Source organism: Leifsonia sp. L25 (genome assembly GCF_050632895.1).
The window spans coordinates 21,103-43,563 of sequence record NZ_JBODRZ010000002.1; the positions used below are offsets into that span (position 1 = coordinate 21,103).

A 22,461-nucleotide genomic window follows, 5' to 3' on the forward strand; every position below is an offset into this window, starting at 1 on the left:
TCCACCTTAGCCACGGCGCGGACGGGTAGGCTGGACTGCTGTGACGGATGCGCCGATCGGGATCTTCGACTCGGGGGTCGGCGGGCTCACCGTCGCCCGGGCCATCCGCGACCAGCTCCCGAACGAATCGCTGCTCTACGTCGGCGACACCGCGCACTCGCCGTACGGTCCGAAGTCGATCGCGGACGTGCGCCGCTACTCCCTGGAGGTCCTCGACTTCCTGGTCGACCAGGGCGTCAAGCTGATCGTGATCGCGTGCAACACCGCCTCGTCGGCGATGCTGCGCGACGCCCGCGAACGCTATTCGGTGCCGGTGATCGAGGTCATCCAGCCGGCGGTGCGCCGTGCGGTGTCCGCGACCCGGACGGGCAGGGTCGGCGTCATCGGCACGGCCGGCACGATCTCCTCCCGCGCCTACGAGGACGCCTTCGCCGCAGCGCCGTCGCTGCAGCTCTTCACGCAGGCCTGCCCGCGGTTCGTGGAGTTCGTGGAGGCCGGGATCACCAGCGGCGAGGAGGTGCTGCGGGTCACCGCCGAGTACCTCCAGCCGCTGCGCGAGGCCGACGTGGACACGCTGGTGCTCGGCTGCACGCACTATCCGTTCCTGAAGGGCGCCATCTCGTACGTCATGGGCGAGGGCGTCTCGCTCGTCTCCAGCGACACCGAGACCGCCAAGGACGTCTACCGCACGCTCGTGAGCGGCGGCCTGGAGCGCACGGAGACCACGCCGCCCAGCATCCGCTACGAGGCGACGGGCCTCGACGCCGACTACTTCCTGCGCCTCGCGCACCGGTTCATCGGGCCGGAGATCTTCCGCGTCGACCTGGTGCAGACCGGCGTGATCGACCTCCCGCTCTGACCCCGCACCACACCATTCCGACCGAGGAGAGAACTGTGACCGACATCACCCGCGCGGACGGCCGCACCCCCGACGGGCTCCGGCCCGTCACCATCGAGCGCGGCTGGAGCCGCCAGGCCGAGGGCTCGGCGCTGGTCTCGTTCGGCAACACGCGCGTGCTCTGCACGGCCTCCTTCACGAACGGCGTGCCGCGCTGGATGACGGGCAAGGGCAAGGGCTGGGTCACCGCCGAGTACGCCATGCTGCCGCGCTCCACGAACGAGCGCATGGACCGGGAGTCGGTCAAGGGCCGGATCGGCGGCCGCACCCACGAGATCAGCCGGCTGATCGGCCGCAGCCTCCGCGCGGTGGTGGACATGAAGGCGCTGGGCGAGAACACGATCGTGATCGACTGCGACGTGCTGCAGGCCGACGGGGGCACCCGCACCGCCGCGATCACCGGCGCCTATGTGGCCCTCGCCGACGCGCTGGAGTGGGGCCGCGAGCACCGCTTCATCGGCCAGAAGGCCGCCCCGCTGATCGACTCGGTCTCCGCGGTGTCCGTGGGCATCATCGACGGGACGCCGATGCTCGACCTGGCCTATGTCGAGGACGTCCGCGCCGAGACCGACATGAACGTCGTCGTCACCGGCCGCGGCCTGTTCGTGGAGGTGCAGGGCACCGCGGAGGGCGCGCCCTTCGACCGCGCCGAGCTGAACTCCCTCCTCGACCTGGCGCTCGGCGGCACGACAGAGCTGGCCGCTGTGCAGCGCGCGGCGCTGGAGTCGTCGGCGCTCGGCATCGAGGGCTGATGGTCCGCGTCGTCCTCGCCACGCACAACCCGCACAAGGCGCGCGAGTTCCAGCAGATCCTCGGGGACGCCGTGCCGGGCCTCGAGATCGTCGGCTACGACGGTCCGGAGCCGGTGGAGGACGGCGTGACGTTCGAGGCGAACGCACTGATCAAGGCGCGGTCCGCGGCCGCGCACACCGGACTGCCCGCGCTGGCGGACGACTCCGGCATCTGCGTGGACGCGATGGGCGGCGCTCCGGGGATCTTCTCCGCGCGCTGGGCAGGGCGGCACGGCGACGCGCAGGCCAACCTCCGGCTGCTGCTCGACCAGCTCGCCGACCTCCCGGACGGCACGCGCGCGGCGCACTTCACCGCGACGCTGGCACTGGTGTCGCCGAACGGGCGGGAGACCGTGGTCGAGGGATCTGGCCGGGGAGCATCGCGCACGAGGCGCGCGGCGAGCACGGCCACGGCTACGACCCGATCTTCGTGCCGGAGGGACACGACGCCACGGCGGCGGAGCTCGGTCCCGAGGTCAAGAACGCCGAGAGCCACCGCTCGCGGGCCTTCGCCGCCATCGTCCCCGCCCTGCGGGAGCTGGTCGCGGCTGCCCGCTGAGTGGCGTGCTGGGCTGCGGCGCACTGAGAATGAGAACGGCACTCATTCCTATCTAGCCGCCGTGCTGGCACGCCGCGACGACTTCGACCTACCGTAGAAGAACCATGAGTCATGACCACGGCCACTCCGCCAACCGCAACCGGCTCCTGATCGCCATCGGGATCGTCGCCGCGGTGCTCGTCGTCCAGGTCGTCGGCGCGTGGCTGAGCGGATCGCTGGCGCTGCTCGCCGACGCCGGCCACATGCTGAGCGATCTGACCGGCCTGGTCGTCGCGCTCATGGCCACCATCGTGGCGGCGCGTCCGGCGACCGACCGGCAGACGTTCGGCTACCGCCGGGCCGAGGTCTTCGGCGCGCTCATCAACGGGCTGATCCTCGTCGTGGTCGCGGTGTTCGTGACCATCGGCGCGATCGGGCGGCTCGTGTCGGGGGAGTCGCACGTCCAGTCCGGCCCCATGCTCGTGGTCGCCGTCATCGGCCTGGTCGCGAACCTCGGCGCCCTCCTGCTGCTGCGTCCCGCCGCGGATCACTCGATCAACATGCGCGGCGCCTATCTGGAGGTGTTCGGCGATCTGATCGGTTCGCTGACGGTCATCGTCGCGGCGCTCGTGATCATGTTCACCGGTTTCGCCCCGGCCGACGCCATCGCGTCGCTGCTGATCGCCGCGTTCATCGTCCCGCGCGCGGTGCTGCTGCTGCGCGACGTGGTCCGCGTGCTCAGCGAGGCGGCGCCCGCGGACACGGACGTGGCGGAGATCCGCGACCACATCCTCGGGACCCCGGGCGTCGTCGCGGTGCACGACGTGCACGTCTGGGCGATCACCTCGGGCGCGCCGGTGTTCACCGCGCACGTCGTGGTCGACGCGGGGGTGTTCCGCTCCGGCGCAACGGGGGAGCTGCTGGACGAGCTCTCCGGCTGCCTGGCGAAGCATTTCGACGTCGAGCACTCGACGTTCCAGCTCGAGCCGGCCGAGCACGCCGCGCACGAGGACGAGTTCCACCGCTGAGCGGCGGCCCCTCGGCGTCAGACGTCGGGGGTGGGGTGCGGGTCGGGGAGGTCGGCTTCGGTGGGAGCCGCGGTCTCGGCCTCCTGGCGCTTCTTCTTCGCCTTTCGCAGCGACTGGACGTAGTGGAAGAGCGTCGGGATGAGCGTGATCACCACCGCACCGATGAGGATCATGTCGATGTAGTGGGTGACGAAGTTCGCGATCGGCGGGATGTAGCCGATGAGGAAGCCGAACAGCGTCAGCCCGGCGCCCCAGAGCAGCGCGCCGATCGCGTTGAAGAGCGAGTACTTCTTGTAGTTCATGTGCCCGACGCCCGCGGCGACCGGGGCGAACGTGCGCACGATCGGAACGAACCGGGCCAGGATGACAGCGAGCGCGCCGAACCGGTCGAAGAACGCATTGGTGCGCCGCACGTTCTCCATGCTGAACAGGCCGGTCTCCTTGCGTTCGAACACGCGCGGACCGGCCTTGTGCCCGATCAGATAGCCGGCCTCGCCGCCGAGGAACGCCGCGAACGCGATCGCCAGGCAGACCCACCAGATGTCGACGCCGAAGACGCGCGAGGTGTGGGTGAGCAGGCCGGAGATCACCAGCAGGGTGTCACCGGGCAGCAGGAAGCCGACCAGGAGCCCTGTCTCCGCGAACACGATGCCGCACACCACGAGCAGCGCCCACGGCCCGGCCGCGGCGATGATCGTGGTGGGGTCGAGCCAGGGGATGAGGCCGGCGTGATGGATCACGTGTCTCCAGGATTCGGGTGCGAGAGTTCGCGGGGCGGATTCAGCCCTGAGTTTAGTGGGCGGAACCTCCACGAACCGTGCGAACCCGGGGACTCCCGGCGAACATCACGCTGTGGACTTGCTGAATGCGGTCGGTGTTCATCCCCTGGACGGACGATGAGGTGCGGGAGAAGGGACTCGAACCCTCACGCCGTGAAGCACAGGAACCTAAATCCTGCGTGTCTGCCAGTTTCACCACTCCCGCGGTCGCGCTGGGCGCGGCTACGACAATAGCTCATCCACGCGCGGCGCGACCTCGCGGCCGAGCAGGTCGATGGCGCGCATGATGTGCTCGTGGCCGAGGGTGCCGTTGCTGACCTTGACGTCGAATCGGGTGAGGCCGAGGCCGCGCGCGGCGTAGGCGATCTTCTGTGCGACCGTCTCCGGCGAGCCGACGACGAGGGCGCCGTCCTCGGCCGCCTCGTGCTCGAAGCGCGCGCGGGTCGCGGGCGGCCAGCCGCGCTCGCGGCCGATCCGGTTGGTCATGGCCTCCCAGTGCGGCCAGAGCAGGTCCTTGGCCTCCCGGTCGGTCTCGGCGACGAAGCCGGGGGAGTGCACGCCGATCGGGAGGTCGGTGTCGTGGCCGAACTGCTCGAGCGCGTTGCGGTAGAGCTGGGTCAGCGGCTGGAAGCGCATCGGGCCGCCGCCAATGATCGCGACCATGAGCGGGAGGCCGTAGCGCGCCGCCCGCACCACCGACTCCGGGCTGCCGCCCACGCCGATCCAGGTCTTCAGGAGGCCGTGCTCGACCGGTGGATAGACGGACTGCCCGGTGAGCGACGGCCGCAGCGTGCCGTTCCAGGTCACCGGCTCCTGCTGCCGGATGGCGGCGAACAGGTCGAGCTTCTCGTCGAAGAGCTCCTCGTACTGGCCGAGGTCGAAGCCGAACAGCGGGAACGACTCGATGAACGAGCCGCGGCCGAGGATGACCTCCGCGCGGCCGTTCGAGACGCCGTCGAGCGTCGCGAACCGCTGGAACACCCGCACCGGGTCGTCCGAGCTCAGCACCGTGACCGCGGAGCCGAGGTGGATGCGCTCGGTCTGGCCCGCGATCGCCGCGAGCACGACCTCCGGAGCCGCGACGGAGAAGTCCTTGCGGTGGTGCTCGCCGATGCCGATGAAGTGGAGGCCGGCCTGATCGGCCTGCACGCCCTCCGCGACGACATTGCGCAGCACCTGCGCGTGCGGCAGCGGATTGCCGTCGGCGTCGAGCGTGACGTCGCCGAACGTGTCGATCCCGAGTTCCAGCCGTGCGGCCATGTCCGTTCTCCTATTCGATGCGTATGCATACGAGTCGAACGGTACGGGAGCCGGGGCTATTCCGTCAGCCCCTCCGCGCCCCCTTTTGCCGGCCGCGGCCGGCGCGGGATGTAGCGCGGGATGAACCGGGCCAGCAGCCCGGCGCCGACCAGCCCCAGCACCCCCATCACCCCGCTCGCGAACGCGATCGACACCAGCCCGGTCAGCAGCGACACCACCAGTGGTGCGGCGGCCTGGCCGGCGTCGCCCGTGAACCGCCACGCGCCGAGGAACGCCGCGGGGCTCTCCTTCGGCGCCAGGTCGGCCCCGAGCGTCATGATGATGCCCGATCCGATGCCGTTCGCGAAGGCGAGGAACAGCGAGACGCCGATGTACCAGGCCACAGCGCCCGGGAGGTCGTGACTGAACGACAGCACGAGGAAGCCGGCGCCCAGGCCCAGCATGGACGGCACGACGCTCCACATCCGGCCGAACCGGTCCATGAGCTGACCGCTGGCGTAGAAGAGCGCGAAGTCGACGGCGCCGGCGAGCCCGATGATGAGCGCGGTGTTCGCCTCGCTCAGCCCGATCGAGACGGCCCAGAGCGGCAGCAGGACGGTCCGCGCCGACCGGACGGCGGCGACGAGGGAGATGCCGGTGCCCATCCGCGCGAGGACGCCGCGGAACGCCCAGATCGTCGCGAACAGCCCACGGGTTCGCTCGTCCGCGTCCTCCTCGCCTTCGGTCAACTGCTCGCCGCCGTGCCCGGGGGCGGTCGGGGCGGGGCCGAACATCCGCTCGGGATCCGGCAGCACCAGCAGGACGGTCACGGAGCCGAGGCAGCTCACGATGAAGATCCAGAACACCGACTGCGTCGAGCCGATCGCCGCGATCACGGCGGACGCGATCAGCGGTCCGACGAACCAGCCGGCGCGGAAGATGCCCCCGAGCGTGGAGAGCGCGCGAGCCCGGTAGCGCACCGGCACGTAGGTGGTCATGAACGCGTGCCGGGCGAGGGCGAAGACAGCGGTCGCGAGCCCGACCACGAAGATGCCGACCATGAGCACCCAGTAGTTCGGTGCGAGCAGGCACACGATTACGCCCGCCACCGCGACGGCCGCGGCGCCGATCATGGCGGTCCGCTCACCGATCCGCGAGACCACCCACCCGCTCGGGATGTCGCCCGCCAGCTCGCCGAGCATCAGCATCGACGCGATGAAGCCGGCCATCGCCAGCGTCGCGCCGAGGTTGCCGGCGGCGATGGGGATGATCGGGATGATCGCCCCCTCGCCGATCGAGAAGAGCAGTGTCGGCAGGAAGGCGGCGAGGGCGACGGAGCGGAAGGAGAACGGGCGCTCGTCGGAAGTCATTTGCTTAACACAGTACAACTGTCGGGTGCAGTCGCAGCGGCCCTCGGCATCGGCGCTGGGCGGGAGGATAGCCTGTTCAGCATGGACTCCGAGAGGCTGACGCATCAGGAAACCGAGTGGGGTCGGGCCGTCGATCCGACCACCCAGGAAGAACTTCCCGTGCCTTCCTACTCAACGGTCGAGGCAACGATCGCCCGGAGCGCGAAAAGACGCGCTGGAGAACTGCGCACGATCAGATTCTTTCCCGATCATTGCCACGACTGGCCGTTGTGGGACACGTGCGCTGGGTATACCGCGACGCCTGACGAGTACGGGCTGAGCGAAGAACTCGTGAGTGCTTTGCGTCGCTGGTACGACGAGTGGGAAGCCGCCGTGGGGCCGGGCGAAGGATGGCGCGACCCGGAAGACCAGCAGGCCTGGAGCGAGCGAGGAGACGAACTCGCGGCCTGGCTGACCCGAGAAGTTTGGGACACGGCCGTAGTCGTCGCTGAACATCGGGCCGGTTGACAGGTTCATCAAAGGAAGGGGTCGGCGCATTGCGAGCGATGACGCCGACCCTTTGCCGTCAGCAGACTTTCCGCGTTGACGGGAAGGACGTGATCAGCCTGTCGCTATCCGATGCCCAGGCGGTCTCAACCCCAAAGTCGTAGATGATCGCTTTCTGAGCGCTGTCCCAGAGTCCGAAGGTGGTCTTGGTACACCATTTGTTCGACACCGACTTCTTGGTCAGCCCGTAGCCGGGGTCGGCCACGACACCGGCGGTGACTCCGGACATCAAATCGTCCCACGACTCGACACCATACTGAGCCGACTGCCATCCCCGCGCCCGCGCCGTGTTGAGAACGTCCTGCCACTGGGATTCGTGTTCGGCTCGGATGTGCTTGTACCCGTACGTAGAGTCTCCGCACTTCAGGTTTACCGCGTTCAGGTGTCGCATGTGTGGGAGTTCACAGAAATAATAAATCTATATTACTGAAAGCTCGGTCTCATCGACAGACCCTACGAGCGCACGCTGGCGACACCGGCCCACAATCCCGCCCGGAACGCCAGCCGGTAGGCTGGGGGACGCCATGATCGAACTTGACCTCTCCCCGCAGATCGCGGAGCTCCGCTCGACCCTCTCCGACATCGTCGCCGTCGTCAACGTCGAGAAGCTCCGCGCCGACATCGCCGACCTCAGCGAGAAGGCGGGGGCGCCCGACCTCTGGGATGACACGACGAACGCGCAGAAGGTCACCAGTGCGCTCAGCCACCGGCAGGCCGAGCTCGGCCGCATCACCTCCGTGGAGCGGCGCCTCGACGACCTCGAGGTGCTCGTCGAGCTCGCCAACGAGGGCGACGACGAGGAGTCCGCCGCCGAGGCCCGCGCCGAGCTGGAGTCCCTCCAGAAGACGCTGGGCGACCTCGAGGTGCAGACGCTGCTGAGCGGCGAGTACGACGAGCGCTCGGCGATCGTCACCATCCGCTCCGGCGCCGGCGGCGACGACGCCACCGACTTCGCCGAGATGCTCATGCGTATGTACCTGCGCTGGGCGGAGCAGCACAAGTACCCGGTGAAGGTCATGGACACCTCCTACGCCGAGGGCGCCGGAATCAAGTCGGCCACCTTCGAGGTCGAGGCGCCGTACGCGTTCGGCACGCTCTCGGTCGAGGCCGGCACGCACCGGCTCGCCCGGATCAGCCCGTTCGGGTCGGCGGACAAGCGCCAGACGTCCTTCGCCGCGGTGGAGGTCATCCCCCTGATGGAGGAGGCCACGGCGGTCGAAGTCCCCGAGGGCGACATCCGCGTCGACGTGTTCCGCTCCTCAGGCCCCGGCGGCCAGTCGGTCAACACGACCGACTCCGCGGTGCGCATCACGCACCTCCCGACGGGCATCGTCGTCTCGATGCAGAACGAGAAGTCGCAGATCCAGAACCGCGCCGCCGCCATGCGCGTCCTCCAGACCCGCCTGCTCCTGCTGCAGAAGGAGGAGGAGGCCGCCAAGAAGAAGGAGCTCGCCGGCACCATCACCGCGAGCTGGGGCGACCAGATGCGCTCCTACTTCCTCTACGGCCAGCAACTCGTCAAGGATCTGCGCACGGGCTACGAGTCCGGCAACCCGGCATCGGTGTTCGACGGCGACCTGGACGGCTTCATCGCGGCGGGCATCCGCTGGCGCGCCGGCTCCAAGAACGAGGACTAGCCCGGGACACAGGCCTCCCGTCGCGCGCGCCCAGCGCGTGTGCCGGGGACTGTCAGGCTTGCGGCTCGCGGGCATGTCGCTACTGTGGATCGCGGAAGAGTTGCTTAGTCTCTAACAGTCATGATCCGGTTCGAACACGTATCCAAGCAGTACGCGGGAACAGCGCGCCCTGCGCTCAACGGCATCAACCTCGAGGTGCTCCGCGGCGAGTTCGTCTTCCTCGTCGGCGCGTCCGGCTCGGGCAAGTCGAGCTGCCTCCGACTGATCCTCAAGGAGGAGCGGCCGAGCAAGGGCGCCATCCATGTGCTGGGCCAGGACCTCGGCACGATCTCGTCGCGCAAGGTCCCGTACTTCCGCCGCAACATCGGCGTGGTGTTCCAGGACTTCCGCCTCCTGCCGAACAAGACCGTCTTCCAGAACGTCGCCTTCACCCTCCAGGTGATCGGCAAATCGCGCGGCTTCATCCAGGAGGCCGTGCCCGACGTGCTCGCGATGGTCGGACTCGACGGCAAGGCGCAGCGCCTCCCGCACGAGCTCTCCGGCGGTGAGCAGCAGCGCGTCGCGATCGCGCGCGCCGTCGTCAACAAGCCGCAGATCCTCCTCGCCGACGAGCCGACCGGCAACCTCGACCCCGCCACCAGCGCCGGGATCATGTCGGTGCTCGCCCAGATCAACGCCGGCGGCACCACGGTGCTGATGGCCACACACGAGGCCGCGATCGTCGACCAGATGAAGCAGCGCGTGATCGAGCTGGTCGGCGGACAGATCGTCCGCGACGAGCAGCACGGCGGATACGGTGTGACCTCCGCCATTCCGCTGCCGCGGCCGACCGCGGAGGGGTTGGTGACCTCTGCGGTGCCGACCACTGCTCCCGCGCCGGTGTCGGCCGCCGCTGCCGCGCCGGCACCCTCCGAGCCGATGACGCGTCCGCACGCGCCGGTCGCCAACCCCACGGGACCTGTCCCGGTGGGAGGAACCGGGCCGGTGCAGCAGCCTCCGACGTACCAGCCCCCGGCCTACCAGCAGCCCCCGGCGTATCAGCCGCCCGCCCCCGCGCAGGAGGCTCCCGCGCCGGCCCCGGCCGTTCCGGCGCCCGTCCCGGTCTCCGTGCCCGCCTCCGCGGGCGAGGACCTCCCGGACCACCTGAACTTCACCGCCAACCTCGACCTGAGCGGACTGCGCGACGCGTCCGACCGCGACGGCGAACAGAATGTGGGGCCCACGAAATGAGATTCGGGCTCATCTGGTCCGAGGTCGGCAACGGCCTGCGCCGCAACCTCTCGATGGTCGTCTCCGTCGTGCTCGTCACCTTCATCTCGTTGACCTTCGTCGGCACGGCCGCGCTGCTCCAGTTGCAGATCGCGCAGATGAAGACGTACTGGTACGACCGCGCCCAGGTCGCCGTGTACATGTGCACCGAGACCGACAACTGCCCGGGCGGCGCTGCGACCCCGCAGACCGTGGAGGCCGTCAAGAAACAGCTCCAGTCTCCGGAGATCGCCCCCTACATCCAGAAGTTCTACTTCCAGGACCAGAAGCAGGGCTACGAGCAGTTCAAGCAGCAGTTCAAGGGCAACCAGATCGCGAACTACGTCACGCCGGACATGATCCCGCAGACGTTCTGGGTGAACCTCAAGGACCCGAACCGCTCCGACGTGCTGACCGAGACGCTGTCCAGTTCGCCGGGCGTGCAGAGCGTCGTGGACCAGCGCAGCTACCTCGACCAGATCTTCAACATCCTCAACGCGGCGAGCCTGACAGCGATCGGCATCGCCATCCTGATGCTGGTGGCCGCGGTGCTGCTGATCGCGACAACGATCCGGCTGTCGGCGTTCTCCCGCCGAAGGGAGATCGGGATCATGCGGCTGGTCGGCGCGTCCAACCGCTTCATCCAGACCCCGTTCATCATCGAGGGCGTGATCGCCGCGCTGATCGGCTCGATCCTGAGTTGTGTGGTGATCTGGCTGCTGGTGCAGTACTTCGTGCGCGGCTTCCTCGGCCCGAAGATCCCGTCGATCAACTTCGTCGGGATGGATCAGGGCTGGCTGGTGATCCCGCTGCTGATCGTGGTCGGCGTGGTGCTGGCGGCGGCCTCCGCGAATTTCGCGATCAAGCGGTACCTGCGCGTCTGAGCGCGGTGCGGGGTTGACCCGATAGACTGGTCTGCTGCCCGGCGTTGTGCCGGGCAGCACCATCTTCGACGTCAGGAGACGCTGTGCCCAGGGAACGTGGCCAGAAGGTCGTGGCCACCAATCGCCGAGCGCGCCACGACTACACCATCGAGGACACCTACGAGGCGGGCCTCGTGCTCACCGGCACCGAGGTGAAGTCGCTGCGCGAGGGGCGGGCGTCGCTGGTCGACGGCTACGCGTTCGTCGACGGGGAGAAGCCTGGCTCGACGCCGTGCACATCCCCGAGTACCTGGACGGCACCTGGAACAACCATGCCCCGCGCCGTAAGCGCAAGCTCCTGCTGCACAAGGCGCAGATCGTCAAGATCGAGAACAAGGTCAAGCAGGGCGGCTACACGATCGTCCCGCTGCAGATCTACTTCAGCGACGGGCGCGCGAAGGTCGAGATCGCGGTCGCCAAGGGCAAGCGCGAGTACGACAAGCGCCAGGCCCTGCGCGAGCGCCAGGACAACCGCGAAGCCGAACGGGCGATGTCCAGCAGGCGTCATCTCGGCGAGTGACCGGCTCCGCTCGGCCCGCTGTCGGCGCCGGGTGGCAGGATGAGGGCATGAGCATCGACGACGAGGCGATGAGCGCCTACGCGACGGGCCGTGGAGCGACCGGCCGTGGAGCGACCGGCCGTGGAGCGACGGGCGTCGTCGCCGAGCGCATCCCGGTGAACGGCACCTACAACTTCCGCGACGCGGGCGGGTACCCGGTCCCGGAGGGCGCGGTGCGCCGCGGCAAGCTGTTCCGCTCGGACGGGCTCGCGCGGCTCGGCGACGAGGGGCGGCAGGCGCTGCGGGACCTCGACGTGCGCGTCGTGATCGACCTGCGCGACCACTTCGAAGTCTCCGTGATGCCCGACGACATCGCCGGGCTCGGCCTCCAGCACCTCCACCTCCCGGTGTTCGAGGGCTCCGGTGCGTCGCAGTCCACCATCGGCATCACGCTGGTGGGGCTGTACGAGAAGATCCTGCTGCAGCACGGCGACGTCGTCGTGACCGCGCTGCGGGAGATCGCGGACACCGGCGCGGAGGCCGTCGTCGTGCACTGCACGGCCGGCAAGGACCGCACCGGCATTGTGGTCGCACTCGCGCTGCTCGCCGTCGGCGTCGAGCGCGAGCTCGTCCTCGCGGACTACGCGGCGACGCAGGCCAACCTCCGCGGCCCCTGGCTGGACGGGATGATCGAGCTGGTGCGCAGCCACGGGGTGGAGGTCACGCCCGACCTCCGCATCATCCTCGGCGGCAGCCCGCCCGAGGCGCTCGAGGAGGCGCTCGACCTGGTGGAGCGCCGGTTCGGGAGCGTCCGGGAGTACCTGATTCGCACCGGGCTCGACGAGCTGGAGCTGGCGAAGCTGCGCTCGGTGCTGGTGGAGCCGGCGTGAGTTCACATCGAAGGCATAACCGGCGTTCAGCGGGATCGCGGTTGGATCGGGTGTTCTTGTGAGTATGGACGAGAACCAGCCCACGGAGCCGCTGTATCCGCAGCAGCAGGTGCCTCCGCAGCCCGGGCACCCGTATGGAGCGCAGCCCCCGCAGTACGGCACGCCTGCACGGCCGGCAGGGGAGCCGTTCTACAAGCGCCACGGGCTGGCCTTCGCCATCTCGACGCTCGTTCTCGGCGTGATCGTGCTGTTCGGCATCGCCGGCGCCGGTGCGTTCGCGGTGGGCTCGGTCGTCTTCCACGCCGGTTCGCCGGTCTCCCGGCTCCTGCACGACGGAGGCCGCGGCCCGGCTCAGGTGAAGCCGGGCGCTCCGCGGTTCCCCGGCCAGAAGGGTATGGGCAACGGCTCCGGGCAGGGCGGCCGCCATGACGAGGGGCCGATTGCGAAGGGCGTCGTCAGCGGCACCGTGACGCAGATCGCCGGGTCGACCTGGACCATCACGACTCAGCGCGGCGTCACCCTGACCGTCGACACCTCGTCCTCCACGGCATACGGCGCGCCCGGCCAGACGCAGAAGGCGTCCGACTTCGCCGTCGGCGACCAGGTGATCGTCGTCGGAACCCGCTCGGGCAGCACCGTGACGGCGATCCGAATCCTCAACGTCGCCGACCTCCCGCTGCGTCCGGGGCAGTCGAGCCCCACGCCGACGCCGAAGCCGAGCAGCTGAGACCGGTGTCCTCTCAGGACGCCGCGAACCGCGCGTGCACCTGCACCGCGACCGTGATGTCCTCCGGCTTCAGCGCGAGCGTCGCGCCGCCGAAATCGGCGGACATCGCGCGGGCCTGGAGCGGCTGCGGCTGACCGTTCGACGGCCCGTCGCCGAGCATCCCCGGGTCGCTGAGCGCGAGCGGCTTCACCGAGGTCAGGCCGAGGCTGGTCGCGTACACGGTCGCCTTGGCCACCGCGTTCTCCACCGCCCGCCGCCGCGCCTCCTGCGTGATCGACTGGCGCCGCGCCTCCGTCAGGCTCCAGGTGACGCCCTGGATCGTGAGGCCGTCGAGGAGGGAGACCACGCCCACCCAGTCGGAGAGCGCAGTCAGCTCGCTGAAGGTGACGTCCAACCCGATCTCCGCGTGGTACACAGGCGCGAGCCGCCGGCCGTCCTGGTTCCACGGCCGGTCGCCCCAGACCCGGAGCCGGTCGGAGGCCCACGCTGTCACCGGGCCGGTCTGCGGGTTGTGCAGCTCGCGCAGCTCGGAGGCGAGGGAGGCGTGCCGCCGGGTGGTGAGCGCGAGTGTCTCGTCGCGCTGCTCGCCCTCGTAGGCGACGCTCAGCCGCACCGCTCCCCGCTCGGCCGGATGCGTCAGCTCGTACTCGCCCTGCACGGTGATGATGGTGTCGGCCATCCACCGATCGTGGCATAGAAGAGGGGGTTGTGTTGTTGTAAGATAAGAAGCTCGCCGCCAGGAGCGGCGTGTATCTGGACAACTCAACAGCGCGCGATGACGACCCGGCCTCACGGCCGTCGCACGGGGATGATCGGTTTCGACATTGTCTGCGAGAGTGTGAGAAGCGGGTCGAGGATGCATGGTTATCTCGTAAACGATCCATGCGAAAAAATAAGTGCCAATAACAAGAGCACTGTCTCGGCCAAGGCCGACTTCGCCCTCGCGGCGTAAGTTCCCCTTCGCCACTGAAGAGACCGTCAGACCGGGAACTGTCTTCTACCCGGATCCTGGCGTCAGCTAGAAGACTTGCTTCTGCGTTGAGCATCAGGGCGCAGAGGGACTCCAACTGATACTGAGCCCGTCGGAGCAGGTGCCAGAGACAAGTTCCGGGGCTGAGAAAGCGACTTAACTGGCTACGCCCGTAGAAGGCACATGACCACAGCAGTGGACGGGGGTTCGATTCCCCCATCTCCACCGGATCGGTCGTCGTCGCGCGTTGTTGAGGGTTCCTTGACACTTCGGTGCCGGTGTCGGTGTCGCGCTCGCGGCGACGCGCTCGAGGCGCGGCTCGCCGCTGGCTCTGTGTCCGGTGCGCACGACGGCCGAGTGACTCGAAGGCGCACCGTCCCCCCACGATCGAGCAGTTTTCGAGAAGCGCACCACCTCCCGCGATCGTAGATTGAGTCCCAGCCGATCACCGGCACGATTCGCTCACGAAGGGGACACCATGGCCGACACCACGTTCAGCAAAGAGGAGAAGGCGGCGATCCGCGCCACGGTCGCCGAGAAGAAGGCCCAGCAGGCGGGCGCCGACGCGGCAGCGGCGTGCGAAGAGGCGATCGCGGCGATGACCGGCACCGACAAGGAGCTCGCGGAGGCGTTCCACCAGCTCGTGAAGGACAACACCGCGCTCGCGGCGAAGACCTGGTACGGGATGCCGGCCTACGCCGATGCCGATGGCAGGGTGGTCGTCGCGTTCAAGCCGGGGTCCAAGTTCAAGATCCGCTACGCCACGATCGAGTTCCAGCAGCCCGCCACCCTGGACGACGGCAACGTGTGGCCGGTCGGGTTCGCCCTGACCAAACTGGTCGACGCCGACAAGCAGCGCGTCGCTCAGCTCCTCCGCACGGCCGTCGGAGGCTGACGCGCCGCGAGCCTCCGGTGCTGCGCGCCTCGGGACCGCGGACGTGGTTGGATGAGCGCGTGACCCACTCTCCCGACGGCCTTCCCTCGGCCGCGCGCTCGCGCGTGGAGCAGCAGGCCGCGAGCGGAGTGCGGTCCTCGCTCTTCTCCGCCCCGGCGGCGGCCGCGGCGCGCACCGCAGGCCTCCTCCCGGTCGGCGAGGTCTTCGGCGGCATCGTCGTCAACCTCGGCTGGACCGGCACCGGCTGCGCCTGGTGGAGCATGACCGGGCCGACGGTCGGTCCGTCCACGATGCTGAACCGCGCGGCCTGGAGGTCACCGGTCACGACCTCCGGTGGAAGCACGTACGGCGGATTCGCCCCCTACGTGAAGGCGTACGAGTCCGCCTGGTACGGCGCCGTGCGGCGGATGCTCGCCGAGGCCCGTGCGCTCGGAGCGCACGGGGTGGTCGGCGTCACCGTCCAGCGCACCCGGCTCGACGGATCGGCGTGGGAGTACACAGCGCTCGGCACGGCTGTGCGGTCCGACGACCCGCTGCTCGTGCCGTACCCGAAGAACCGCGGCGACGTGTGGAGCACGAACCTGACCGTCGAGGACACGGCCTCAGCCGTCCTCAGCGGGTACGCGCCCGGCGAGCTGCTGCTCGGAATCTCCGTCTCCACCAAGCACGAGGACTATGAGCTGCGCACCCAGCGGTCGAGCTGGGTGAACGGCGAGGTGACGGGGATGACCGAGCTGGTCCGGGCGGCGCGCGCGGAGGCCCTGCACCGGCTGGAGAGGCGCGCCACCGCTGCCGCGGGCGCCCAGCTCGTCGTGACCGACCTCGACCTGTGGGAGTTCGGGACACCCTGCGGCGAGGAGAAGGACCTCCACGCCGAGGCGACCGTGATCGGGACTATCCTGATCCCCGTCCCGCGCTACAGCCGCCGCGCCGAGCTGTCCGCCGTGACCACCGTGATCCCGCTCAGCGACCTGCGCTCGCGGGCCTGAGTCCACCACCACCCGAGAGGAACCGCCGTGTCCGACCCGCTCTCCAGCGTCACCCTTCCCAGCGACGCGCGGGCCCGCCTCGCCGACGGCCGAGCGCGGCTGTTCACCTCCGACCTGTCGGTGAACGAGTTCCTCCTCGTCCGGCAGGCGGGATTCCGGCCTGTCGGCCTCGTGCTCGGCTCCAGCGTTTACCATGTGGGCATCCAGGCTCGTAAGTGGAGCAAGAACATGGAACTCGAGAAGCTGAGTCAGGCGATGTACCACGCTCGTGAGCTCGCCATGACCCGCATGGAGGCCGAGGCGGACGCGCTCGGCGCAGACGGGATCGTCGGCGTGCGCCTCGAAATCGAGTTCAAGGAGTACGGCAACGACCTCGCCGAGTTCGTCGCGGTCGGCACGGCCGTCGTCGCCGACGAGAAGCCGCCGACCGGCACCTGGCGCAACAACAAGCGGATGCCGTTCACCTCCGACCTGTCCGGTCAGGACTTCTGGACGCTCATCCAGTCCGGCTACGTCCCGCAGGGTCTCGTGATGGGCACCTGCGTGTACCACATCGCCCACCAGGGCATGCTGGCGACCGTGAACAACCTCGGTTCGAACGTGGAGATCACCGCCTTCACCGAGGCGCTCTACGACGCCCGCGAGCTCGCGATGGGCCGCATGCAGGCCGAGGCGGAGGCACTCGACGCGGAGGGCGTCGTCGGCGTCCAGCTCCTGTCGCTGCCGCACCGCTGGGGAGGCCACACCACCGAGTTCTTCGCCATCGGCACGGCGGTCCGCCCGCTGCGCGACGACCACGTCATCGCAACACCGAACCTCGTCCTCCCGCTCACCGACGGCGGACGATGACCGAGCCCGCCGAGGCGGCAGCCGACCCGCAGACGTTCTTGACCGACCTGGTCGAGAGCGTCGGGCGCGCCCTGCCGCCGGTGCTGGCCGCCCGGGTGCTGGTAGTCGAGCGGAAGCGGACCCTCGCCGACCGCGTCTCCGGGAGGCCGGGGGCGATCTCCCGGGTCAGCCTGATCGGCACGGAGGAGACCCTGACGCTCGGCTACGAGCCTGGCCCGCACTGGAAGGGGAGGTGCACCGCGTCTACGGCGGCGTGACGATCGCCCGCCGCCCGCTCGGCCTCGGGGACTGGCTCACCGCGTTCGCGGGCCGGGTCGCCGCGCTCGCCGCGGAGGCCGCCGGAGACGCCGCCACCTCCTCGCGTGCGTTGCAGACCCTGGGCCTGGAGCCCGCCGGGTCGGAGATCCACGTACGGGACACCGCGATCGAGGGCGACCTCCGGACGCTGCCCGCGCGCCTCGGCCACCGGGTGCCGGACGAGGCCGTCGCCCTGGTCGGGCGGATCGGGGACCTCCTCATCGACGCCCTCGCGCGGGTCGCCGGGCAGGGCGAGCCGGAGGTCGTGGTGCGGCGGACGGCGACCGTCTACCTCCCCGACACCCTGCGCGCGTACCTGTCGCTGCCGGCGGACTGGGCGGCCGACCACGTCTTCCCGGACGGGACGACCGCCGCGGCGGCGCTGGTCGGGCAGCTCACGGAGCTGGAGCGCGCGGCGAAGCGGATGCGGGACGCCGCGGTCGAGCACGACGCGTCGGCGCTGCTGGTCAACGGGCGGTTCCTGTCGGAGCGGTTCGGGGCGTCGCGACTCGACCTGCCCTGAGCAGGCCGCTCGCGCGAGCCGCCCGTCCGCCGCGTCAACCGCTCGTGTTCGAGTGCGACCGCTCCAGGTAGCTGCGGGAGCGGGACACCTGCTGCTCGAGCGCGTCCACCGTCTTCGCCATGCTCTCGACCGCCTTCACGCGGTAGCTGTCGATGGAGTCCATCGTCGCGAACACGTTGTCGAAGGCGTGCTGCAGCGTCTCCAGGCTGACGCCGGTGGATACGGCGTCCTCGTGGACGCGCGCCGTCTGCTGGCGCAGCAGTTCGCCGGTGCGGTCGATCATGGAGTTCGTCGCGTCGTTGAGCGCGCTGATCTGGTCGAGCACCAGCTCCTGGTTGCCGAGCGCCTGCGCGACGATGATCGCGGTGCGGAGCGCCGCGACCGTGGTCGTGCGGGCGCGCTCGACGCCCTTGATCAGCTCCAGGTTGTTCTTGCGGATGGCGTCGAGCGCGAGGTAGCCCTGCACGGAGACGGCGATTTGCGTCGTCAGGTCCTGGCGGCGCTGTCGGATGGGGAACAGCGCGTCGGCGACCAGCGCGTCGGCACGGCGCGGGTCGGTCGCGCGAAGCTCTGCGGCGCGCGCCTCGATCGAGTCGTCGAGGGCCTTCGCGAGCGTGGTGTACTCGCCGAGCTTGCCCATCGTCGCCCACAGGTTGGTGCGCTCCAGGTCGATGGCGGCGTTGTCCTTGAGGAGGGCGTCCTGGCCGGAGATGAGCGCGGTGATGATCGCGTCGAGCTGCTTCTGCGCCGGCTGGTACCGCTCGAAGTAGCGCATCAGCGACTTGCCGCCCGGCAGTTTCCCGAAGAAGCCTTTGGAGCCGGCGAGGTTCGCGTGACCGGGGTCGAGGTCGGTGATCGTCGTGCGCAGCTGCTGCAGCGTCTGCGCCACCTGCGTCTGCGGGTCGGACGGGCCGCCGCGACCGCGGGCCGCGGCGAGTGAGGACTCCGGGCGCTGCAGCATGCGGTTGGACACCTCGGAGGAGGACCGGATCTCCTGCACGCCCATCCGCGCGATCTCGTCGACACGACGCGTGAACTCGGGACTGCCCGGCTCCACCCCGGCGAGCCCGGCGACGAACTCGTCCGCCTTGGCCGCGAGTTCGGCCCGCTTGTCGGCCGGCACGGCCACCATCCCGACGGCCTGGTCGCCGCCGACCTCCGGCACCGCGGCGGGCGGCGTGAGGCTCACCCCGGCCGCCGGCTGATCCGGAGGCGTCAACGGCTGGTTGAGGTCGAGCTCGGACATCGGTTCTCCTCCCCGGGGTCGGGCGCGAAACGGTGCGGCGCCCGACGACAAGACACTTGAGCCAACACTAGAACGAACAGTGCGGTGGGGGCGCGCGGTTCGGGTGACTCGCAGGTGCGTGCGGGCCGTCCTACGCCGACGGCTCCCGGTCCTCCCCGACCGCCGCCGTGAACCCGGTGACCGGCTGGTTCTCGTCGAACGCGGCCGCGCGGCGGCGGAAGCCGCGTGTGAGCACGAGCAGGTACGCGAAGCCGATCGCCGTCCAGATCAGGCCGCCGATCAGCGCGTCCGCGTGCAGATTCGCCCACAGGATCCCGGTGAGCAGCATGCCGATCCCGGGGAGGACGATGAAGCGCACAATGTCGCCGAACGTCCTGCGCCGGCCCTGGCGGATCGCGAACCACGCGATCACCGAGACGTTCACGAAGGTGAAGGCGATCAGCGCGCCGAAGTTGATGAAGGCCGAGATCAGCTCCAGCGAGAACGACATCGCGAGCAGGCAGATCGCACCCACCAGCACGATGTTCAGCGTCGGCGTGTGTGTCTTGGGATCGATGTAGGCGAAGAACCGGCGGGGGAGGACGTTGTTGCGACCCATCACCAGCAGCATCCGCGACACCGACGCGTGCGACGCCAGGCCGGAGGCGAGCGTCGCCGCGAACCCGGCCGAGACGAAGATCGCCTGGAAGACCGGGCCGCCGACGATGAGGCCGATCTGGGGGAGCGGGTCGTCGGTGAACTCGCCGAACGGCGCGTTCGTCGGGAACCGGAGCTGCGTGAAGAACCCGGCGACGAGGAAGATCGCCCCGCCGATCACCACCGTCAGCAGGATCGCCCGCGGCATGACCTTCGGGCTCGTGGCCTCCTCGGCGTACATGGTCACCGCGTCGAAGCCGATGAACGAGAAGCAGACGACCGTCGCCCCGGTGAGCACCGCCGACAGCGTGACGCCGTCGTGGAAGAAGGGCTTGACCGAGGCGACCGTTCCGTCGCCCGCGCCGTTCGCGAGCTGGGCGACCACCATCGCGACGAAGACCGTCATCACGACGACGGCGAACACGAGCAGGATCATGTTGATGTTCGAGGTGCCGCGCATCGTGAAGAAGATGAGCGTCGTGACGGCCGCGCAGTAGAGCACGACCCAGATCCAGCCGGGGACGCCCGGGAAGACCTGCTCCAGGTAGAGCCGGATGATCAGGCAGTTCACCATCGGCAGCAGCACGTAGTCGATGAGGGACGTCCAGCCGACCATGAAGCCGAGGTTCGGGTGGAGGGACTCCCGCACGTAGGTGTACGCCGACCCGGCGCTCGGGATGGCGCCGGCCATCGCGCCGTAGCTGACCGCGGTGAACATCATCACGATGAGCGCGACGAGGTAGGCAGCGGGGACGGCGCCGCTGGTCTCGTCGGAGACGATGCCGAAGGTGTCGAAGACGACGGTCGGCGTCATGTACCCGAGGCCGAGGCCGACGATGGCCCACAGCCCCAGGTTGCGGCGCAGTGTGCCGGAGCGCGCGGGCGCGGGTGCGGGCGCAGTGGACGTCGTCGTCATGGGCTCTCCTTCGCAGAACGTCGACGGCGCGTGCCCTGTAGCGGCCCAGCCGATCGACGTCCCGCGACCCTAGCAGGAGAAGAGCGCTTTTCTGAAAGGACCCACAGAAAGGTGAGCGCCTCGATCAGTGGGCGGAGGTCGCGACCACCCAGTCCAACGCTACGGGGAGCGCCGTCAGCACCGAGACGTGACCTTCGCGCGGCCGGAGCCAGAGCTCGCCGCGGCGGAGCCGTTCCAGCATCCAGCCGGCGTGCGTGGCGGGGATCACGCGGTCGCGTCCCCCTGCACGAGGAGGGTCGGGGCGGTCACGGCGCCGAGCTCCACACCCCACGGGGCGACGTAGGCGAGGTCGTCGTCCACTTCGCCCGCCGGCCCCTCGGCCGCACCGGCTCCGGCGTCGGCTCCGAGCGCGGCCCACGCCCCCTGCAGGGTCTCGTAGTCGCGGTCGGTGAACGACTCCGGTTCGAACTCGGCGATCTCGGCATACGCCGCGCGGGCGTCCCGGCCGGCGAGCGCGGCGCGCAGGCCGCCCGGGTCCGCCATCCCGGCGAACCAGCCGATGTCGCCTCCGTACGGAGCGATCGCGGCGAAGGACACGACCGCGGACACCCGTGCCGGGGCGAGCGCCGCGCAGGCGAGCGCGTGCGGGCCGCCGCCGGAGGCGCCGAGCGTGGCGAAGCGGTCGACACCGAGCGCGTCGAGGACGGCGAGCACATCGGCGGCCGCGTCGGCGACGGTGCGCCCGGTCAGGGCGTCGGAGCCCGGGTAGCCGGGCCGGGCGACCGAGACGACCCGGAGGCCGCGGGCGGCGGCCGCCTCCGCGACCGGCTGGATGACGGCCCCGGTCTGCGGGGTGCCGTGGTGCCAGACCACGACGGGGGCGCCGGCATCCACTGCGGCGTTCGCGTCTACCGGGGCGGCTGCGGCTCGCGCGTCTGCGGTGTCGAAGAACCGCACCGCGCGGCCGTCCGGCCGGGTGATGCTCCCGACCCGGCCTCCGGTCAGCTCCGCCACGCGTCGACCTCGGCCTGCAGTTCGGCCTTCCGCTCGGCGGTCGCGAACGAGGCGTCGATGGAGGTGCGCGCGAACCGCTCGGCCTGCTCGGTCGTGACCCCGAGGGCGTCCCGGATCGCGAGGTAGTTGTCGCCGATGTAGCCGCCGAAGTAGGCAGGGTCGTCCGAGTTCACGGTGACGCGGACACCGGCGGCGTCCAGCCGCAGCAGCGGGTGGGCGCTCAGGTCGGGGACGGTGCGCAAGCGGACATTGGAGAGCGGGCACACGGTCAGCGGGATGCCGTCGGCGGCCAGGCGCGCCATCAGCTCCGGATCCTCGGCCGCCCGGATGCCGTGGTCGACGCGCTCCACGCCGAGCAGGTCGAGCGCCTGCACGATGTACGAGGGCGGCCCCTCCTCGCCCGCGTGCGCCACCGCGTGCAGCCCCGCATCCTTCGCCCGCGCGAACACGTCGGTGAACAACTCAGGCGGATAGCCGACCTCGGCCGAGTCCAGCCCGACCCCGAGCAGCCGCTCGGGCCGGGTGAGCGCGGCCGAGAGGATGGCGTCGGCGGACTCCACCGGCTGGTCGCGCAGGAAGCACAGGATGAGGCCGCCCGACATCCCGGCGTCGCGCTCGGCCTCCGCCAGCGCCGCGCTGATCCCGTCCACGACCGCCTCGATCGGGACGCCGCGAGACACGTGCGCCTGCGGGTCGAAGAACAGCTCGGCGTGCCGAACGCCCTCCGCGGCGGCCGTGCGGAGGTAACGCCGGGTGAGCTCGGCGAAGTCGTCCTCTGTGCGCAGCACGGCCATCGTCGCGTAGTACAGGTCGAGGAACGACTGCAGGTCGGAGAAGTCGTACTGTGCGGCGAGCTCCTCGACGGAGGCGTACGGCAGGTCCACCCCGTTGCGCCCGGCCAGCTCGAACGCCAGGTCGGGTTCGAGGGTGCCCTCGATGTGGAGGTGGAGCTCAGCCTTCGGCACGGTGAGCAGGGCGTCGTCGGAGGGCGGCGTGGTCATGGTTCGATCCTC

Annotated in this window: 24 protein-coding genes, 1 tRNA gene, 1 other RNA gene and 2 pseudogenes; 17 read left to right on the forward strand and 11 right to left on the reverse strand. The window is 69.9% G+C overall.

Annotated elements, in window-relative coordinates; genetic code table 11:
- Positions 1–40: 40 nt before the first annotated feature.
- The 4 genes and pseudogenes from murI to ACRAWC_RS00805 all read left to right on the forward strand — a co-directional run bounded on the left by murI (position 41) and on the right by ACRAWC_RS00805 (position 3,255).
- The gene (gene murI / locus ACRAWC_RS00790; RefSeq protein ID WP_431346040.1) at positions 41–859 is read left to right on the forward strand and encodes a glutamate racemase; all 819 of its coding nucleotides are present in this window, start codon (positions 41–43) and stop codon (positions 857–859) included.
- A gap of 35 nt (positions 860–894) precedes the next feature.
- Complete coding sequence (gene rph / locus ACRAWC_RS00795) at positions 895–1,650, forward strand: ribonuclease PH (protein ID WP_431346041.1); 756 nt, start codon at positions 895–897, stop codon at positions 1,648–1,650.
- A pseudogene (gene rdgB, locus ACRAWC_RS00800) lies at positions 1,650–2,248 on the forward strand (RdgB/HAM1 family non-canonical purine NTP pyrophosphatase). The gene rph and the pseudogene rdgB overlap by 1 nt, the downstream one beginning before the upstream one ends.
- Before the next feature lie 104 nt (positions 2,249–2,352).
- Positions 2,353–3,255 (forward strand): cation diffusion facilitator family transporter, encoded by a 903-nt coding sequence (locus tag ACRAWC_RS00805; protein ID WP_431346042.1) that lies wholly within the window; start codon positions 2,353–2,355, stop codon positions 3,253–3,255.
- A 17-nt stretch (positions 3,256–3,272) separates the two neighbouring features.
- Here ACRAWC_RS00805 and ACRAWC_RS00810 read toward each other — a convergent pair whose 3' ends face one another.
- The 4 genes from ACRAWC_RS00810 to ACRAWC_RS00825 form a co-directional block, all read right to left on the reverse strand.
- Positions 3,273–3,995, reverse strand: coding sequence for a DedA family protein (locus ACRAWC_RS00810; RefSeq protein WP_431346043.1), 723 nt, complete (start codon positions 3,993–3,995; stop codon positions 3,273–3,275).
- Positions 3,996–4,157: 162 nt separating this feature from the next.
- A tRNA-Leu gene (locus tag ACRAWC_RS00815) sits at positions 4,158–4,239 on the reverse strand.
- 17 nt (positions 4,240–4,256) lie between these two features.
- Positions 4,257–5,294, reverse strand: a complete 1,038-nt coding sequence (locus ACRAWC_RS00820) for an LLM class flavin-dependent oxidoreductase (RefSeq protein WP_431346044.1) — start codon at positions 5,292–5,294, stop codon at positions 4,257–4,259.
- Positions 5,295–5,350: 56 nt separating this feature from the next.
- Positions 5,351–6,643, reverse strand: coding sequence for an MFS transporter (locus tag ACRAWC_RS00825; protein WP_431346045.1), 1,293 nt, complete (start codon positions 6,641–6,643; stop codon positions 5,351–5,353).
- Between the two features lie 81 nt (positions 6,644–6,724).
- Between ACRAWC_RS00825 and ACRAWC_RS00830 the strand changes: the two genes are divergently transcribed.
- The gene (locus ACRAWC_RS00830; RefSeq protein ID WP_431346046.1) at positions 6,725–7,150 is read left to right on the forward strand and encodes a hypothetical protein; all 426 of its coding nucleotides are present in this window, start codon (positions 6,725–6,727) and stop codon (positions 7,148–7,150) included.
- 58 nt (positions 7,151–7,208) lie between these two features.
- Here ACRAWC_RS00830 and ACRAWC_RS00835 read toward each other — a convergent pair whose 3' ends face one another.
- Entirely contained in the window at positions 7,209–7,418 is a 210-nt protein-coding gene (locus ACRAWC_RS00835; RefSeq protein ID WP_431346047.1) for a hypothetical protein, read from the reverse strand.
- 295 nt (positions 7,419–7,713) lie between these two features.
- Here ACRAWC_RS00835 and prfB point away from each other — a divergent pair, with 295 nt between their 5' ends.
- The 6 genes and pseudogenes from prfB to ACRAWC_RS00865 all read left to right on the forward strand — a co-directional run bounded on the left by prfB (position 7,714) and on the right by ACRAWC_RS00865 (position 13,113).
- Positions 7,714–8,826: a peptide chain release factor 2 gene (gene prfB, locus ACRAWC_RS00840; RefSeq protein WP_431346048.1), complete on the forward strand. Its 1,113-nt coding sequence runs from the start codon at positions 7,714–7,716 to the stop codon at positions 8,824–8,826.
- Positions 8,827–8,946: 120 nt separating this feature from the next.
- On the forward strand, positions 8,947–10,056 hold the full coding sequence (gene ftsE, locus ACRAWC_RS00845) for a cell division ATP-binding protein FtsE (protein WP_431346049.1): 1,110 nt from the start codon (positions 8,947–8,949) through the stop codon (positions 10,054–10,056).
- Positions 10,053–10,958, forward strand: coding sequence for a permease-like cell division protein FtsX (gene ftsX / locus ACRAWC_RS00850; protein ID WP_431346050.1), 906 nt, complete (start codon positions 10,053–10,055; stop codon positions 10,956–10,958). Before ftsE ends, ftsX begins: the two co-directional genes overlap by 4 nt.
- An 83-nt stretch (positions 10,959–11,041) precedes the next feature.
- Positions 11,042–11,517: pseudogene (gene smpB / locus ACRAWC_RS00855) on the forward strand (SsrA-binding protein SmpB).
- 47 nt (positions 11,518–11,564) lie between these two features.
- On the forward strand, positions 11,565–12,386 hold the full coding sequence (locus tag ACRAWC_RS00860) for a tyrosine-protein phosphatase (RefSeq protein WP_431346051.1): 822 nt from the start codon (positions 11,565–11,567) through the stop codon (positions 12,384–12,386).
- A gap of 58 nt (positions 12,387–12,444) precedes the next feature.
- Complete coding sequence (locus ACRAWC_RS00865) at positions 12,445–13,113, forward strand: DUF5666 domain-containing protein (RefSeq protein ID WP_431346052.1); 669 nt, start codon at positions 12,445–12,447, stop codon at positions 13,111–13,113.
- 13 nt (positions 13,114–13,126) lie between these two features.
- On the opposite strand, the gene ACRAWC_RS00870 is transcribed toward ACRAWC_RS00865, so the two are convergent.
- Positions 13,127–13,792, reverse strand: a complete 666-nt coding sequence (locus tag ACRAWC_RS00870; RefSeq protein WP_431346053.1) for an SIMPL domain-containing protein — start codon at positions 13,790–13,792, stop codon at positions 13,127–13,129.
- Positions 13,793–13,917: 125 nt separating this feature from the next.
- On the opposite strand from ACRAWC_RS00870, the gene ssrA reads away from it, so the two are divergent.
- The 6 genes from ssrA to ACRAWC_RS00900 all read left to right on the forward strand — a co-directional run bounded on the left by ssrA (position 13,918) and on the right by ACRAWC_RS00900 (position 17,636).
- Positions 13,918–14,311, forward strand: a transfer-messenger RNA (tmRNA) gene (gene ssrA, locus ACRAWC_RS00875).
- A gap of 250 nt (positions 14,312–14,561) precedes the next feature.
- A complete protein-coding gene (locus tag ACRAWC_RS00880) occupies positions 14,562–14,978 on the forward strand; it encodes a hypothetical protein (RefSeq protein ID WP_431346054.1) in 417 nt (138 codons plus the stop codon).
- Positions 14,979–15,037: 59 nt separating this feature from the next.
- The gene (locus tag ACRAWC_RS00885; RefSeq protein WP_431346055.1) at positions 15,038–15,967 is read left to right on the forward strand and encodes a heavy metal-binding domain-containing protein; all 930 of its coding nucleotides are present in this window, start codon (positions 15,038–15,040) and stop codon (positions 15,965–15,967) included.
- Between the two features lie 27 nt (positions 15,968–15,994).
- Entirely contained in the window at positions 15,995–16,816 is an 822-nt protein-coding gene (locus ACRAWC_RS00890; protein ID WP_431346056.1) for a heavy metal-binding domain-containing protein, read from the forward strand.
- On the forward strand, positions 16,813–17,073 hold the full coding sequence (locus ACRAWC_RS00895; RefSeq protein ID WP_431346057.1) for a hypothetical protein: 261 nt from the start codon (positions 16,813–16,815) through the stop codon (positions 17,071–17,073). Before ACRAWC_RS00890 ends, ACRAWC_RS00895 begins: the two co-directional genes overlap by 4 nt.
- Positions 17,049–17,636, forward strand: coding sequence for a hypothetical protein (locus ACRAWC_RS00900; protein WP_431346058.1), 588 nt, complete (start codon positions 17,049–17,051; stop codon positions 17,634–17,636). The genes ACRAWC_RS00895 and ACRAWC_RS00900 overlap by 25 nt, the downstream gene beginning before the upstream one ends.
- A 34-nt stretch (positions 17,637–17,670) precedes the next feature.
- Here the strand turns inward: ACRAWC_RS00900 and ACRAWC_RS00905 are convergent, their stop codons facing one another.
- The 5 genes from ACRAWC_RS00905 to ACRAWC_RS00925 all read right to left on the reverse strand — a co-directional run bounded on the left by ACRAWC_RS00905 (position 17,671) and on the right by ACRAWC_RS00925 (position 22,449).
- Positions 17,671–18,882 (reverse strand): toxic anion resistance protein, encoded by a 1,212-nt coding sequence (locus ACRAWC_RS00905; protein ID WP_431346059.1) that lies wholly within the window; start codon positions 18,880–18,882, stop codon positions 17,671–17,673.
- 130 nt (positions 18,883–19,012) lie between these two features.
- A complete protein-coding gene (locus ACRAWC_RS00910) occupies positions 19,013–20,434 on the reverse strand; it encodes an APC family permease (RefSeq protein WP_431346060.1) in 1,422 nt (473 codons plus the stop codon).
- A 124-nt stretch (positions 20,435–20,558) separates the two neighbouring features.
- Positions 20,559–20,702, reverse strand: coding sequence for a hypothetical protein (locus ACRAWC_RS00915; RefSeq protein WP_431346061.1), 144 nt, complete (start codon positions 20,700–20,702; stop codon positions 20,559–20,561).
- Positions 20,699–21,448: an alpha/beta fold hydrolase gene (locus tag ACRAWC_RS00920; protein WP_431346062.1), complete on the reverse strand. Its 750-nt coding sequence runs from the start codon at positions 21,446–21,448 to the stop codon at positions 20,699–20,701. Before ACRAWC_RS00920 ends, ACRAWC_RS00915 begins: the two co-directional genes overlap by 4 nt.
- Positions 21,436–22,449 (reverse strand): adenosine deaminase, encoded by a 1,014-nt coding sequence (locus ACRAWC_RS00925; protein ID WP_431346063.1) that lies wholly within the window; start codon positions 22,447–22,449, stop codon positions 21,436–21,438. Before ACRAWC_RS00925 ends, ACRAWC_RS00920 begins: the two co-directional genes overlap by 13 nt.
- Between the last annotated feature and the right edge of the window lie 12 nt (positions 22,450–22,461).

Coding starts and splice junctions, on each gene's coding strand:
- ACRAWC_RS00805 (WP_431346042.1), top strand. CDS start 2,353: ATGAGTCATGACCACGGCCACTCCGCCAACCGCAACCGGCTCCTGATC.
- ACRAWC_RS00820 (WP_431346044.1), bottom strand. CDS start 5,294: ATGGCCGCACGGCTGGAACTCGGGATCGACACGTTCGGCGACGTCACG.
- ACRAWC_RS00825 (WP_431346045.1), bottom strand. CDS start 6,643: ATGACTTCCGACGAGCGCCCGTTCTCCTTCCGCTCCGTCGCCCTCGCC.
- ACRAWC_RS00830 (WP_431346046.1), top strand. CDS start 6,725: ATGGACTCCGAGAGGCTGACGCATCAGGAAACCGAGTGGGGTCGGGCC.
- ACRAWC_RS00835 (WP_431346047.1), bottom strand. CDS start 7,418: ATGTCCGGAGTCACCGCCGGTGTCGTGGCCGACCCCGGCTACGGGCTG.
- prfB (WP_431346048.1), top strand. CDS start 7,714: ATGATCGAACTTGACCTCTCCCCGCAGATCGCGGAGCTCCGCTCGACC.
- ftsE (WP_431346049.1), top strand. CDS start 8,947: ATGATCCGGTTCGAACACGTATCCAAGCAGTACGCGGGAACAGCGCGC.
- ftsX (WP_431346050.1), top strand. CDS start 10,053: ATGAGATTCGGGCTCATCTGGTCCGAGGTCGGCAACGGCCTGCGCCGC.
- ACRAWC_RS00860 (WP_431346051.1), top strand. CDS start 11,565: ATGAGCATCGACGACGAGGCGATGAGCGCCTACGCGACGGGCCGTGGA.
- ACRAWC_RS00870 (WP_431346053.1), bottom strand. CDS start 13,792: ATGGCCGACACCATCATCACCGTGCAGGGCGAGTACGAGCTGACGCAT.
- ACRAWC_RS00880 (WP_431346054.1), top strand. CDS start 14,562: ATGGCCGACACCACGTTCAGCAAAGAGGAGAAGGCGGCGATCCGCGCC.
- ACRAWC_RS00895 (WP_431346057.1), top strand. CDS start 16,813: ATGACCGAGCCCGCCGAGGCGGCAGCCGACCCGCAGACGTTCTTGACC.
- ACRAWC_RS00905 (WP_431346059.1), bottom strand. CDS start 18,882: ATGTCCGAGCTCGACCTCAACCAGCCGTTGACGCCTCCGGATCAGCCG.
- ACRAWC_RS00910 (WP_431346060.1), bottom strand. CDS start 20,434: ATGACGACGACGTCCACTGCGCCCGCACCCGCGCCCGCGCGCTCCGGC.
- ACRAWC_RS00925 (WP_431346063.1), bottom strand. CDS start 22,449: ATGACCACGCCGCCCTCCGACGACGCCCTGCTCACCGTGCCGAAGGCT.